Source organism: Idiomarina aminovorans, assembly GCF_023155095.1.
In the GTDB taxonomy this organism is placed as follows: domain Bacteria; phylum Pseudomonadota; class Gammaproteobacteria; order Enterobacterales; family Alteromonadaceae; genus Idiomarina; species Idiomarina aminovorans.
In genome coordinates, this window is sequence record NZ_JAKNDA010000004.1 from 40,956 (window position 1) to 55,400 (window position 14,445).

The 14,445-nt window shown below is 47.4% G+C and carries 14 protein-coding genes; 4 read left to right on the top strand and 10 right to left on the bottom strand.

Annotation, left to right across the window (positions count from 1 at the left end; translation table 11 throughout):
- Window positions 1-3: 3 nt before the first annotated feature.
- From L8G48_RS08780 to L8G48_RS08800, 5 genes are all read right to left on the bottom strand, one after another.
- Entirely contained in the window at window positions 4-435 is a 432-nt protein-coding gene (locus L8G48_RS08780) for an OsmC family protein (RefSeq protein WP_443986718.1), read from the bottom strand.
- A gap of 30 nt (window positions 436-465) precedes the next feature.
- On the bottom strand, window positions 466-816 hold the full coding sequence (locus L8G48_RS08785) for a DUF3802 family protein (RefSeq protein ID WP_248264234.1): 351 nt from the start codon (window positions 814-816) through the stop codon (window positions 466-468).
- Between the two features lie 69 nt (window positions 817-885).
- Entirely contained in the window at window positions 886-2,355 is a 1,470-nt protein-coding gene (gene astD / locus L8G48_RS08790) for a succinylglutamate-semialdehyde dehydrogenase (RefSeq protein WP_248264235.1), read from the bottom strand.
- Window positions 2,356-2,369: 14 nt separating this feature from the next.
- Complete coding sequence (gene astA, locus L8G48_RS08795; protein WP_248264236.1) at window positions 2,370-3,392, bottom strand: arginine N-succinyltransferase; 1,023 nt, start codon at window positions 3,390-3,392, stop codon at window positions 2,370-2,372.
- A gap of 13 nt (window positions 3,393-3,405) precedes the next feature.
- Window positions 3,406-4,623, bottom strand: a complete 1,218-nt coding sequence (locus tag L8G48_RS08800) for an aspartate aminotransferase family protein (protein WP_248264237.1) — start codon at window positions 4,621-4,623, stop codon at window positions 3,406-3,408.
- Window positions 4,624-4,952: 329 nt separating this feature from the next.
- Between L8G48_RS08800 and L8G48_RS08805 the strand changes: the two genes are divergently transcribed.
- Window positions 4,953-5,660, top strand: coding sequence for a flagellar brake domain-containing protein (locus L8G48_RS08805; protein ID WP_248264238.1), 708 nt, complete (start codon window positions 4,953-4,955; stop codon window positions 5,658-5,660).
- Between the two features lie 2 nt (window positions 5,661-5,662).
- On the opposite strand, the gene L8G48_RS08810 is transcribed toward L8G48_RS08805, so the two are convergent.
- From L8G48_RS08810 to rpe, 4 genes are all read right to left on the bottom strand, one after another.
- Window positions 5,663-6,829 carry an HDOD domain-containing protein gene (locus tag L8G48_RS08810; protein ID WP_248264239.1) on the bottom strand — a complete coding sequence of 389 codons (1,167 nt, stop codon included), beginning with the start codon at window positions 6,827-6,829 and terminating at the stop codon, window positions 5,663-5,665.
- Between the two features lie 67 nt (window positions 6,830-6,896).
- Entirely contained in the window at window positions 6,897-7,478 is a 582-nt protein-coding gene (locus L8G48_RS08815) for an anthranilate synthase component II (RefSeq protein ID WP_248264240.1), read from the bottom strand.
- Window positions 7,475-8,485: a tryptophan--tRNA ligase gene (trpS, locus tag L8G48_RS08820; protein ID WP_248264241.1), complete on the bottom strand. Its 1,011-nt coding sequence runs from the start codon at window positions 8,483-8,485 to the stop codon at window positions 7,475-7,477. The genes L8G48_RS08815 and trpS overlap by 4 nt, the downstream gene beginning before the upstream one ends.
- Window positions 8,486-8,496: 11 nt before the next feature.
- Window positions 8,497-9,171: a ribulose-phosphate 3-epimerase gene (gene rpe, locus L8G48_RS08825; protein ID WP_248264242.1), complete on the bottom strand. Its 675-nt coding sequence runs from the start codon at window positions 9,169-9,171 to the stop codon at window positions 8,497-8,499.
- A gap of 132 nt (window positions 9,172-9,303) precedes the next feature.
- On the opposite strand from rpe, the gene L8G48_RS08830 reads away from it, so the two are divergent.
- Window positions 9,304-9,606, top strand: a complete 303-nt coding sequence (locus L8G48_RS08830; protein ID WP_248264243.1) for a hypothetical protein — start codon at window positions 9,304-9,306, stop codon at window positions 9,604-9,606.
- Window positions 9,606-9,827 (top strand): DUF2970 domain-containing protein, encoded by a 222-nt coding sequence (locus tag L8G48_RS08835; RefSeq protein ID WP_248264244.1) that lies wholly within the window; start codon window positions 9,606-9,608, stop codon window positions 9,825-9,827. The genes L8G48_RS08830 and L8G48_RS08835 overlap by 1 nt, the downstream gene beginning before the upstream one ends.
- 26 nt (window positions 9,828-9,853) lie before the next feature.
- Here the strand turns inward: L8G48_RS08835 and prlC are convergent, their stop codons facing one another.
- Complete coding sequence (gene prlC / locus L8G48_RS08840) at window positions 9,854-11,896, bottom strand: oligopeptidase A (protein WP_248264245.1); 2,043 nt, start codon at window positions 11,894-11,896, stop codon at window positions 9,854-9,856.
- Between the two features lie 134 nt (window positions 11,897-12,030).
- Between prlC and L8G48_RS08845 the strand changes: the two genes are divergently transcribed.
- On the top strand, window positions 12,031-14,331 hold the full coding sequence (locus L8G48_RS08845) for a S9 family peptidase (RefSeq protein ID WP_248264246.1): 2,301 nt from the start codon (window positions 12,031-12,033) through the stop codon (window positions 14,329-14,331).
- Window positions 14,332-14,445: the final 114 nt, after the last annotated feature.

The following is a 14,445-nucleotide window of genomic DNA, read 5'->3' on the forward strand; positions in this document are numbered from 1 at the left end:
AGGTCAGTCGTCTTGTTGAGGAGATTCGATACGATAGCTGTGTGTCATTTTTACAGACACTTCCAGCATTTTAGCAACCGAACAATACTTGTCGGCCGACAGTTTCACTGCACGGTCAACATGTTTTTCATTAATGTCATTACCCACCACCACAAACTCCAGGTGAATATCAGTGAATACTTTAGGTACAGACTCAGCACGTGTACCGGATAGCTCACAGTAACAGCGAAGAAGGTTTTGCTTAGCTTTTTTTAATATGCTGACAACATCAACCGATGCACAACTTCCCGCAGACATTAGCACCATCTCCATAGGGCTTGGTGCATTCCCCGGGCTATTGCCATCCATCACCACCTGGTGACCACTACCAGAGGTAGCAACAAAGGTCATATCATCAACCCATGCTATTTTGGCACTCATGTTATTTGCTGACATTTGGAAATCCTTGCTGACATCAGTAACGGGTTACTGTCGGTGACTTCGCAAACGCTCGTCGAAAAGGTTTTTCACCAGGCCAACAAACTCGTTAATGAACTCTTCCTGCTGTGGGGTAGGGTGTGTATCCAGAACTTTGGACAGCACTTCTTCTAAATCATAAACGATAGCGTCCGTTTCACGAACAATATCCAGGCGCATGTCCTGATCAAGCTCATTTTGCTCAAAGACCGCCATCATGCTTTCTGATAAGCGTTCCTCCAATAAATCACGTAAGGTGTAATTGGCGGTTCCCGCGCTATTACCCTGCTCGGTGAACACTGGTAACTGCCCCGTCAGGTATTGGATCAGCTCAATATATCCGTTTGTTTCAACTATCATCTATCTCTCTTTATTTAACGGCTGGGCAATCTTTGCGTTGCTCAGCCGTTAAACTAGCACAGATTGCGATTAAAATTTAAGTCCCGGAGCTAAACTCTCAGGCAAACTCATGCTGTCGGCTTCTACTGAAGCAACCGGGTACGCACAGTAATCAGCAGCATAGTATGCGCTGGCACGGTGATTACCACTGGCACCAATACCACCAAAAGGTGCTGCACTGCTGGCACCGGTCGTCGGCTTATTCCAGTTAACAATGCCCGCACGAATGTGTTTAAAGAAGTAACGATACGTTTGCTCGTCATCACTCAACACTCCGGCTGAAAGGCCATAACGGGTATTGTTCGCTTCTTTAATTGCCGCGTCGATATCTTTAAAACGATACACTTTTAACAGTGGTCCGAAATCTTCCTCATCCGATAACCCGTCAACCTCCGTAACATCAACAACACCCGGGGTGACAAAGCCTTTCTTCGAATCGGCCTGCTTCATACGCACTAATGACTTAGCGCCTTTATGCAGCAGTTCATTCTGTGCATCGACCATTTCCGCCGCAGCTTTAGCAGAAATCATTGCACCCATAAACGGTTGCGGATCAGCTTCATAGTCGTCAACCAGGATGTTCTCGGTCACTTCCACTAAGCGTTCCAGCACGGCGCGGCCTTGCTCAGAGTCTTCAATGAATAAACGACGGGCGCAGGTACAACGCTGTCCGGAAGTAATAAAAGCTGACTGAACGATATTATGAACCGCCGCGTCGATATCCGCTACATTTTTCACCAACAGCGGATTATTACCACCCATTTCCAGTGCCAGAATTTTATCCGGACGACCGCCAAATTGCTTATGCAACAAATGACCGGTATTAGACGAACCGGTAAAGTACAGGCCATCAATTTGTGGATGCGCCGACAGCGCTTTACCCGTATCGACTTCGCCCTGAACCAGGTTTAAAACACCCGCTGGAATACCGGCTTGTTCCCACAGTTTAATAGTTTCCTGTGCCACCATCGGAGTCAGCTCGCTGGGCTTAAATACCACGGTGTTACCGGCGATTAGCGCGGGCACAATATGGCCGTTAGGTAAATGACCCGGGAAGTTATAAGGACCATAAACCGCAACAACTCCATGTGGTTTGTGACGGATAAACGCTTTTGCGCCTGGCATTTCGTTTTCCACGGTACCGGTGCGCTCATGGTAAGCACGCTCTGAAATGGCAACTTTGCCTATCATAGCGCCCACTTCCGTACGTGTTTCCCAAACAGGTTTACCGGTTTCTTTCGCCATTACCTGAGCTAAATGCTCTTTATTTTCTGTCAACAGCTCAGAGAACTTTTTACAGATAGCTAAGCGCTCTTCCAGAGTATGCTCAGCCCAATCAGGAAAGGCTGCTCTTGCTGCTAATACGGCTTTTTCGACTTGTGCTTCGCTAGCCGCTTCGCCACTCCAGATCACATCATCACGTGCCGGATCGACTGATTTAAATAACTGGCCTTCGCCAGCTTCCCAACAACCATTAATAAATTGAATACTGTTCGTCATACCTATACTCCTGCTTAGAGTGCAACAACGCGGGCTTCATCGCCATTTTCCAAATGCATTGTTTGCGCTTGTTCTGTCGTCAATATGAGCTCGTTTGTGCCTGCGGGCAATAATAATTTGGTTGCGCGGAAGTTTTTCAACTGTGTGTTGCAAACAATGTGCGGAACACCGTCTTCCTCTGCCGAAGATTCACGCACAGCAACCGTCACTAAACGACTATTGCGCACACTGTTAAGGTTACAGACTTCGGCTTCAACCGTTGGTCCCGCGTCAAAAATATCTACGAAACCGCGGAAGCGGAAACCTTCCGACTCCAGCAACTTAAGTGCCGGGCGCGTATTATCGTGCACCTTTCCGACAACTGCCTGAGCTTCTTTACTTAACAGCTTGGTATAAATGGGGAAGCGTGGCATCAATTCTGAAATAAACGCTTTGTCACCAATACCACTTAAGTAATCGGCTTTAGGGAAATCCATAGAGAAAAAGTGTTCTTCCAGCCAGTTCCAGAATGGCGAATCGCCATTTTCGTCTGAAACACCGCGCATTTCCGCAATAACCCAGTCACTGAAACGCTGTTTAAATTGCGCCAGGAACAGCATACGGAAACGTGACAAGGTTCGGCCATTCATATTGTGCCGGTAAGGTTCACGCAAAAACAATGTGCATAACTCGGAAACGCCTGTGTAGTCGTTACACAAAGTCAGAGTTTCCAGCGAATTATAGATATTAAGCTTTTCTGAATGATGCACAACTTTACCCAGCCGGTAATGCCAGAAGGCCTCATTCAAACCCACCGCAGCTTCAATACCACAAACACCGGCAATAGTGCCTGTTTCGGTATCTTCCATCACAAACAGGTAACTTTCATCGCCCGGTGTTTCAACGGTGTCTTTAGCGAACGCTTTTTGCGCCGCACTAATGCGACGCTCAAGCAACGACTGATCAACCGGTAACGAGGTAAAACCGTGACCGGATTCAATCGCACATTGGTACAGCGCTTCGTAATCTGACGGCTTAATGGGTCTGATTAGCAACATAAAACAGCCTCAGTTATTGACCAGCGACCTGAGCAACCGCTTTTTCAAAGCGTTGCAGGCCTTCTTTCACGTCTTCTTCAGAGATAATCAATGAAGGCGTAAAGCGCACCACATTCGCGCCGGCTATTAACACCATCACACCATGCTCCTGACCGGCTAGTAAGAACTCACGCGCGCGCCCTTCATATTCTTTATTCATTACAGCGCCCAGCAATAATCCCTGACCACGAATTTCACTAAACACGTTGTACTTCTCGTTAATGGCTGTCAGTTGTTCTTTAAACCACTGCTCACGTGCTTTTACACCGTCCAGAGTTTCTTTGGTATTCACAATGTCAAACACCGCTTCTGATACCGCACAGCCCAGCGGATTGCCACCATAAGTACTGCCATGAGTACCTGGCTTAAGGTGCTCAGCAATTTCAGTGGTTGTAAGCATAGCGCCAATTGGGAAACCACCACCTAACGCTTTTGCTGAAGTCAGAATATCCGGCATAACGCCCAGCTGCTGATAAGCGTAGAGGCTACCGGTACGCCCAAAGCCCGTTTGTACTTCATCAAAAATCAGTAACGCGTTGTTCTGGTCACAGAGTTCACGTACCGCTTTAACAAACTCAACGTCAGGACTTACTACACCACCTTCACCTTGCAAGGGTTCCATCATTACCGCGCAAGTATCGTCAGAAATTAGTGCCTTTAGCGCGTCAATGTTGTTGTAGTCCACATGCTCAATACCACCGGGTTTTGGACCAAAACCGTCGGAATAAGCCGGTTGACCACCCACGGTTACGGTAAAGAAAGTACGACCATGGAAGCCTTTCGTGAAGGCAATAATGTTTTGCTTATGCTCGCCGTGCTTTTCCATCGCCCAGCGACGCGCCAGCTTTAATGCGGCTTCGTTGGCTTCGGCACCTGAGTTAGCGTAGTAAACTCGATCAGCAAAAGTGGCTGCGGTTAATTTCTCAGCCAGGCGAATAGCCGGCTCATTAGTAAACACATTGCTTAAGTGCCATAATTTTTGACTTTGTTCCTGTAGTGCAGACACCATAGCCGGGTGGCAATGACCCAGACAGTTCACAGCAATACCGCCCGCAAAGTCAACATATTCACGACCGTCCTGATCCCATACCCGGGCACCTTCGCCTTTAACGGGGAGCATTGATGCAGGGTTATAATTGGGAACCATTACATCATTAAACATTTCACGGCTTACTGTCTTATTGTCTGTCATTACTCTCGTCCTTATCGCCTTAGCGAATTAACAAAGGTGTCAACAAATTTGTCTGTTAAACTGGTCCATTATTATGCCAAATTTTGTTCACTTTGTCTGCGACAATTCATTTCTAAATGCTTTAAAACGGGGGGTTCCGCTTTTCTTGCAGATGATGCGAATAGTTATGCTAATGCACCCAAAAAGCATGAATCTTTAGTCATTACTTTTGCAAAAAAGAAAGGTTAATATCTTATTCAAAAAATTCCTAAATGAAATTGCGTTGCTTTTTATGCTTGCTTACCATAGCCTGAACTTAATTCAATAATTGCCCGGCTATAGAGAACTCTATGGAAAAAGAGACCCCGGATCTGGAGTCCCCGTCTAAACCCCAATTAAAGTTAACTTACTTACGCCCCGGCGATATGATCGATGTTGAGTTCGCATCCGCAACAAAGGTGCGCACTAAACTTCAACTGGTTGGCTTTGAAACCGGTAAATACCTGTTATTAAAGCAGCCTAATCCTCGCACCGAGGGTAGTTATACTGACGTTTTGTTCGAGGGGAACCCGGTCATAGTCCGGTTAGTTTTAGAGGGAGAAACAGGCGAATGCATCGCATTTAAAACCAAGATTCGCGCAGTAAGCAACTTCCCGTTCAGGTTAATATACCTCGAATACCCTCAAGAGGTTGAAAACCGGGCGTTGCGCGCGCAAAAGCGAGTGCGCACTCATATTCCGGTCGATGTTACCGCAGACAGCAATCAGTCAGACAGTAAGAAAAAATTAGCCAGCGGCGTTATTGTCGATATTTCGTCTGCCGGTTGCCGAATACTCTTTAAAGCCAGCCCGAATGAAGCCGGTAATGTGACTCACATGAACATTAAGATCAACATTGGCTCTGGTGCACAAAAAGATCCTTTGACTCTTTCAGGCCAAATTATGAACCAGCGTAAAGATCGCGGAATGATCAGTGTGGGCGTACGTTTTACCGACGAAGAAGCCCACATTAATACAATTTTCGATCATTTATTAATAGACACAGAGTTTGAGTGCTAACGCTAATCAGGCACCACAATGGACGGACGTTTCAAACTCAGGTTGTTCAATCGGGCAAGGGTTTCAGCATTTATGAAATACTTTTTGAGTAAATGCTTACTGTCTTCCAGAGTCGCCAAGCCGACTTCTCTCAGCATTCTGAACTCGCAATAAGCGTTTGCCTGAGCCAAAACCTCAGCATACTCGGACTCATATTCCTTACCTTTACTCTGCGTAAAAGCCAGTAAGTGCTTACTGACCGGAACACGTTCCAGCTCCCAGCCTTCAACCACCAGATAACTCACTTCTTTATCTTTTTCCAGCATCAAGTCACGTAAAAAGCGCTCATCCGGAGCCAGTTTAATAATTGTATTGTGCCGCTCGGGAGAATTATCATTAACGCTTTCCATTGCAAACTCGCGCTGGACTTCATCAAAAAGCCGCAAATAAAGCTTCGTGAGTGCAATTTTACCCAGCTCATGAAACATCCCGATGGTATAGGCCAATACGGGATCGCGTAGCTTGCGCTCGATGGCGATATTGTGCGCAACAATAGCGGTACCTAAAGAGTGCTCCCACACCTTGCGACGGAACAAAGTAAAAGGCTGCGTTTCAGGTGGCAGCCAGTTTTGCATAATGTAGGCAGGAGCCAATAAACGCAGGTTTTCTGTACCCACAAAGCTCATAGCTACACGTAAGTTATCAATTTTTACCTGTTTATTTCTGTCGATAAATGGCGGCTGGTTTACCGTACGAATTAGCCCCTTGTGAAACCAGTCCATTCCCTGCACGACAGATTCAACACGACGCATAGAAGCGGCTTTTAAACTCAGGGTATCAAGCAGTTCCGGCAGGTTCTCAGGCAAAGGAATTAAACGTTCGCGAATGTATTCGCCATCCTCGATAGTTTTCAACGCCCGGTGGTAAATTTCTTCATGCAACTCATCTGAAATACGATCGGCATAACGTTGCTGTGCCTGAACTTTTCGGTCGCGTTCTTCATAGTTCAGACGCTCAACTTCCAGCAATTCACGCAGTTGCTCTTTATCTTCTTGGTCTGTGCCGTCCGCCTTTGAACGAGCTTTGCGCGCAAACGGGAAGCTTATCAAGTAATTGATAAAACGTTTTTCTAAACGCAGAGCTGGATCATTACTACCGCCTTCCGTCGTACCCTCGAAAAAATGAAACATATTACCTCTGCACTCTCTGAACTGCGGCGTATTATCTTAAATAAGCCTCGTGAATACTGCCTACTGATTATCGTATATAACGTAAAAAATTTGCCAATAGATTATGGCCCTGAGCCGTCATCACAGACTCGGGATGAAACTGCACACCAAATAAAGGTAGGGTTTGATGTCTTATCGCCATAATTTCGCGTAAGCCCTTCTCTGTTACCATATCAGCATCAATTATAAAATCTGCTGGCAAACTGGCCGGCGACACCACCAACGAATGGTAGCGGGTAACTTGCAGAGGGTTATCTAAGCGCTGAAAAAGCCCTTCTCCTGTGTGCCGGATAACGGACGTTTTCCCGTGCATCACTTTCTCTGCTCTGACAATTTCAGCACCGAAAACCTGCGCCATAGCCTGATGCCCAAGACAGACGCCTAACACCGGTAGTTTATTCCCATAATTTTCAATTGCAGCCAGAGAAACACCTGATTCGTCCGGAGTACAGGGACCCGGAGATATCACCAGGGCTTCGGGGGCTAACGCCTGGATATCCTCAACAGCAATCTCATTGTTACGAAAAACTTTAACATCTCGCCCCAGCTCCCGAAAGTAGCGAGCCAGGTTATGCGTAAATGAGTCAAAGTTATCTATCAGGGCGATCATTTATTGGGATAAGGCACAAAACCCACCGCTTTATAAACATCCGCTAATGTTTTTGCGGATGCCTCACGCGCCTTATCAGCACCTTGTTTCATCACTTGCTGCAAAAAAGCATGGTCGTTACGCATTTCGTGATACCGCTGCTGAATGGGTTCAAGCATGGTCACCACCGATTCCGCCACATCCTTTTTTAAATGCCCGTACATTTTATCTTCATACTCTGGCACCAGTTCATCTATAGACTTGCCGGTGGCAGCAGACATAACACTGAGTAAATTTGAGACACCCGGCTTTTCTTCCGGGTTAAAGTAAACTCGGGCCTGCTCATCTGAGTCGGTCACGGCTTTTTTGATTTTTTTCAGAATTTTCTTCGGTTCTTCCAGCAAACCAACAAAGTTATTCGGATTATCGTCCGACTTTGACATTTTCTTAGTCGGCTCCTGCAAAGACATAACCCGCGCTCCCACTTTCGGAATCATCGGCTCTGGAATCGTAAAAATATTGCCGTAAAGGTTGTTAAAACGTTCTGCCACATTACGAGTCATTTCCAGATGTTGTTTCTGGTCATCACCCACCGGTACTTCGTTTGCCTGGTACAACAGGATATCTGCTGCCATCAAAGCCGGGTAGGTAAACAAACCGGCATTAATGTTATTGGTATGACGTTGCGACTTGTCTTTAAACTGTGTCATACGGTTCAATTCACCCATCTGAGTATAGCAGTTAAGCACCCAGGCCAGTTGCGCATGCTCCGGTACATGAGACTGAATAAAAACCGTGCTCTTTTGCGGGTCCAACCCACACGCCAAATACAAGGCCAGACCATCCAGCGTCGCCTGTTGCAATTTTTCAGGTTCCTGACGCACCGTAATAGCGTGCTGATCAACCAGCATAAATTTGCAGTCATGAGTATCCTGCATATTGACCCACTGACGTAATGCGCCAATATAATTACCAATGGATAACTGCCCCGACGGCTGACAACCACTTAATACAATGGGTTTCGACATTCCTGTTTCCTCTAAGAACCTGTTACTAAGGCGATTTCATCGCGCATTGTCTGGATGACACTGGTGTAATCATCCGCGTTAAAAATGGCAGAACCAGCCACGAACATGTCCGCACCCGCTTCTGCAATTTCACCAATATTTGAAACTTTAACGCCACCATCCACTTCAAGGCGGATATCGCGACCGCTGTCTTTAATAAGTTTCCGCACAGCTTTTAGCTTATCCAGTGTGGATGGAATAAATGACTGCCCCCCAAACCCGGGATTAACCGACATCAATAAAATAACATCCACTTTATCCATTAAATAATCCAGGCAATGCAAAGGTGTTGCAGGGTTTAAGACTAAACCGGCCTGACAGCCATGCTCGTGAATCATTTGTAAGGTACGATTGACATGCTCAGATGCTTCGGGGTGGAAGGTAATGATAGACGCGCCCGCTTTGGCAAAGTCAGGAATAAGCCGGTCAACCGGTTTCACCATTAAATGCACATCTATCGGCGCGGTTATGCCGTAATCTCGTAACGCCTTACAAACCATGGGCCCAATAGTCAGGTTGGGCACATAATGGTTATCCATGACATCAAAATGTACAACGTCGGCACCGGCAATTAATACTGCATCAACCTCTTCACCCAAACGGGCAAAGTCGGCAGAAAGTATCGATGGAGCAATTAATGGTTTCATTGTCTGTTTTCCTGACCTGTCTGTTAATTCGGCTATTGTAGCAGTTAACCCCGGACAAAAAAATTCACATTGATGACTAGAATTTTCACAAAATCGCTGATAAATTGGTCAATCCAGATTTGGAGAGACTTCATGCGACTACTGACAATAATTACTTCACTGGCTTTCACTGCGTTCACCGCATCTGCCTTGATGAGTCCGTCTTCTTTTGTGACTCAGCAAAATGCGACGCAAAGATGTCAGCAGCTCATGACTGAAGCGGAGCAAAGCAATAATTCAGCTCAGTGCCGGTTAGCGGACGAGCAAGTTACCTGGCTTAGCTGGTTAACCGGTGACAGCCGTTCGGTACAATTCCACTTTTTCGACTTGATTGAATTAATTTCAAGCTCAAGCGACACCAACAAAAAACGTTATCAAAACGAGTACACTGATTAATGTCTGATTCATCTGACAACAGCGCATCTAAACCTGGTATTTTCAATATGGTGGTCAGCGTTCTGGCCGCTTTTTTAGGTGTGCAGACCGAAGAAAACCGCCAACGAGACTTTCAGCACGGAAGTCCTAAAGTCTATATCATCATTGGCGTTATACTGACCATTCTGTTGGTGCTGGGTTTAATTGGTCTTGTTAATCTGGTAATGGCTAACGCGGCCTGACACCCCACCGTAACCTGACATGAATGTCAGGCCACCTCGATACCACTATGTCGTAACAAGGGTTCCACGCTTGCTTCGCGACCCCGGAATTCCCGGAACAAATCAGCCGCTTTACGACTGCCACCACGCTCCAGAATAACTTGCAAGAAATCACGTCCGGTTGCGGCGCTGAAAATACCTTCTTCTTCAAAGCGTGCAAACGCATCTGATGACAGCACCTCAGCCCACTTATAGCTGTAGTAACCGGCCGCATAACCGCCGGCAAAAATGTGGCCAAAGCTGTGCTGAAATCTATTGTATTCCGGCGGAATACGCACCGAAGTCTGAGCGCGAACCTCACTGAGTATGTCGCTAATGCGGGCGCCTTTGTTCTGGTCAAACTCATGGTGAATGCGCATATCAAATAAGGAGAACTCTAACTGCCGCATCATTTGCATGGCGGACTGATAATTGCGCGCGGCCAGCATTTTTTCCAATAACTCTTCGGGCAGTGGTTCACCGGTTTCGTGGTGACCGGAAATGAGTGCCAAGGCTTCCGGCTCCCAACACCAGTTTTCTAAAAACTGGCTTGGCAGTTCAACTGCATCCCACTCAACACCATTAATGCCTGAAAGCCCGGCGGTATCAACCTGAGTCAGCATGTGATGCAAACCGTGACCGAATTCATGGAACAATGTCAGTACTTCGTCATGCGTAAATAGTGCTGGCTTTCCACCCACCGGCTTACTGAAGTTACAGGTCAAAAAGGCGACCGGGTTTTGCAACTCACCATCGGCATAAACTCTGCGGCCGACAAAGTCTGCCATCCAGGCGCCGCCGCGTTTACCCTGGCGGGCGTATAAATCTAAATAGAAGCTGCCGCGCAGGTGGCCATCTGCGTCATGAATACGGAAAAAGCGTACATTTTCGTGCCAGGTTTTCACCTCTTTTTGCTCGCTGACGGTCATGCCAAATAAGCGTTTTACCACCTCGAACAAGCCGTTCAACACTTGCTGCTCAGGGAAATAAGGTCGCAACAGCTCATCAGAAATAGAGTAACGCTGCTGCTTTAGTTGCTCACTAAAGTAGGGCACGTCCCAAGCTTCCATTTCTTTAACCCCCTGCTCTTTGGCAAAGGTTTCAATTTCGGCGTACTCTTCTTTTGCCTGCGGCTTGGACTTATCGGCTAAGTCCTGCACAAAACCTAACACCTGCTCCGGTGATTCAGCCATTTTCGTTGCCAGCGACATTTCCGCAAAGTCCTTAAAACCTAACAACTGAGCCATTTCGTGACGCAAAGCCAAGGTCTCATCCATCACATCGGAGTTATCGAACTCGGCGCCATTAGGGCCCGTTTCTGACGCGCGGGTAACAAAGGCCTGGTACATTTCCTTACGCAGCTCTCTGTCCTCAGCGTACAGCATTACCGGCAGATAACTCGGAATATCCAGGGTAAACAACCAACCGTCATTTTCCTGATCCGCCGCCGTTTCTTTCGCGGCTTCTTTAATACTGTCCGGCAACCCGGCTAAACGACTCTCATCGGTGATAAGACATGTCCAGGCGTGCGTGGCATCCAGTAAGTTGTTACTGAAGGTTGAGGATAAGTCAGATAACCGCGATGAAATTTCCGCGTAACGTTTCTTTTTGTCTTCGGGTAAATCGACCCCCGACAAACGAAAGTCACGTAAGGTGTCGTCAATTAATTTTTGCTGCGCTTCGGTCAGTTCTGCAAATTCGTCACTGTTACGCAATGCTTCATAGGCGTCGAACAACCCTTTATGCTGCCCCACATAGGTCGCGTAATCGGACAATAACGGCAAGCAGCTATCATGGGCTTCGCGCAGCTCTGCAGTGCTGACCACCGAGTTTAAATGCGACACCGGTGCCCAGACATGCTCGATCTTTTCATCCGCATCGGTTAGCGGTTCAATCAAGCCATTCCAGCTGAAATCCCCCCGTGCCAGCACGTCATCAATGGTTTGCCGCGCCTGTTTTATGCTCTGCTCAACAGCGGGTTGAATATGCTCGGGTTTGATTTGCTCAAAGTCGGGCAGTTGACCTTGTTCAAGTAGCGGGTTCTGACTCATTATTACCTCAATTTTTTCTAAACGCTTTATACGTATATTGGGACTTTGCGCTAGTCTTCAACCACGCTTGTGTGGTTTCCTGCGTTTTTTACGGTATTATCGAATTATTAATAAATCAGAATAAAGGTAAAAAAATGTCTGACACCTCTTTTCGCTCTATGCGCCTAATTGCCGGAGCTACGGCCATTATCACCCTGAGCGCCTGTAGTAACCTGGGTGGTACGCAGTCAGCCGATGAATCTAAGCTGGCTGAAGTGACCGGCAGTAGCCATCTAACTCCTGAAAAAATCTTTGCCAGCGACACTTTTAGTCTCGACCGCCCGGCTCCTACTCGCTGGCTGGAAGATGGTTCCGGTTACACAACTCTGGAACAGTCTGACTCAACCGATGGACGCGATATTGTTCGTTACCACCCGGAAACTAACGAGCGTACCGTGTTAGTCAGTGCAGAGCAGCTGACACCAAAAGGTGAAAAAGCAGCCTTGGATATCGCAGACTATGTCTGGTCTGATGACGGCGACAAAGTTCTCATTTTCACCAATACCAGACGCTCGTGGCGTACTCATACGCTTGGCGATTACTGGATACTGAACCGCAGCAACAACGAACTGCGAAAGCTTGGCGGCAATGCGCCAGAGTCAACTCTTCAGTTTGCCAAGTTTAACCCACAAGGCACCAAAGTCGCCTACGTTATGCAAAACAATATTTATGTGCAGAATCTTAGCAGCTTTACTATTAATGCACTGACCGGCGACGGTAACGATACCATTGTGAACGGCACCTTTGACTGGGTAAATGAAGAAGAGTTTTTCCTGCGCGACGGTTTCCGCTGGAGCCCGGACGGCCAGCACATTGCTTACTGGCAGCTGGACACCGAAGGGACGCCGGTATTTACCATGATCAATAATACCGACGAGCTGTATCCGACACTAAAAAAGTTTCCATATCCGAAAGTGGGTGAAACCAACGCCGCTATGCGCATTGGTGTTATGTCTGCCAATGGCGGTAAAACCCAGTGGATGGATATTCCGGGCGACCCGCGTCAGCATTACTTAGTACGTATGAACTGGGCAGGCAACAGCGAGCAACTACTCATTCAGCAACTGACCCGCAAGCAGCATATTAATCGTGCCTTTATCAGTAACATTGAAAGTGGTCGTAGTCAGGAGCTGTTACGGGAAAGTACCGACTCCTGGGCTGAGTATGTCGACGACATTCACTTTCTTAACAATGGCCGTGAATTTACCTGGCTAAGCGAGCGCAGCGGTTACCGTCATATTTACCGTGTGCAACGCGACACGGGCAGAACCACAGCCATTACTCGCGGTAACTGGGACGTTGTTGAAGTACTGCGCGTTAATGAGAAAAGCGGCTGGGTCTATTTTATTGCCTCACCCGAAACGCCGCTGGAGCGCTATTTGTTCCGCGCCAGCTTAGACGGTAGCGGTCGTTTAGAGCGCCTGACCCACGACATGGATGGTACCCACAGTTACAGCATTTCTCAGGACGCTGAGTACGCAGAGCATACTTTTCACTCGGTGAATCAAGCACCCGTTACCAAGATGATCTCATTACCGGATCACAAGATTATTCGCACTGTAGTGGATAATAACGACGTACAGCAAGCGGTTGAAAGCATCGAGAAACAGCCACTGGAATTCTTCCGAGTGGAAGCGCGCGACGGGCTGGAGCTGGACGGCTACATTATGAAACCAACCGACTTTGACCCAAACAAAGAGTACCCTATTTTATTCTACGTTTACGGCGAACCCTGGGGACAGACTGTCGCGAATAAATGGGGCGGCTCTTTGTACTTATGGCACACCATGCTGACCCAGCAGGGCTACATTGTCGCGTCTATTGATAACCGTGGTACCAAATCGCCCCGGGGTTTTGACTGGCGCCGTTCTATTTATAAGAACCTGGGTGTTGTGACGGTTCGCGATCAATACGACGCGTTGCAAGAGATGCTGGAACGCTGGGACTTTATTGATGAAGACCGTGTTGGCATATGGGGCCACAGCGGCGGCGGTTCACAAACCCTGAACGCCCTGTTCCGCTACCCGGACAGCTACGATATGGGCATGGCCTTAGCGCCGGTTCCTGACTTAACGCTGTACGACACCATTTATCAGGAGCGTTACTCGGGTTTATTGCCGGAGTCTGCCGAGCGTTATAAAGAAACCTCAGCCATTACTCATGCACAAAACCTTCAAGGTGACTTGTTGCTCATTCACGGAACCGGAGATGACAATGTTCATTTTCAGGGCAGCGAACGCCTGGTCAACGAACTCATTAAGCACGGTAAGCAATTTGAGTTTTTTGCCTACCCTAACCGGACTCATGGTATTTACGAAGGCGAAGGAACAACCTTGCACCTGCGCACCATGATGACCGAGTTCGTGAAAGACAATTTAGCCGCTGGTGGTCGTTAATTACCAAGCTGATGAACTGATCTTTCGATTGCCGCTATCGGTATAAAAAGCATGACAACCCCGTGTCTTTATTTGCAAGATGCGGGGTTTTTATTCAAGATAAGCGCAGTTTTT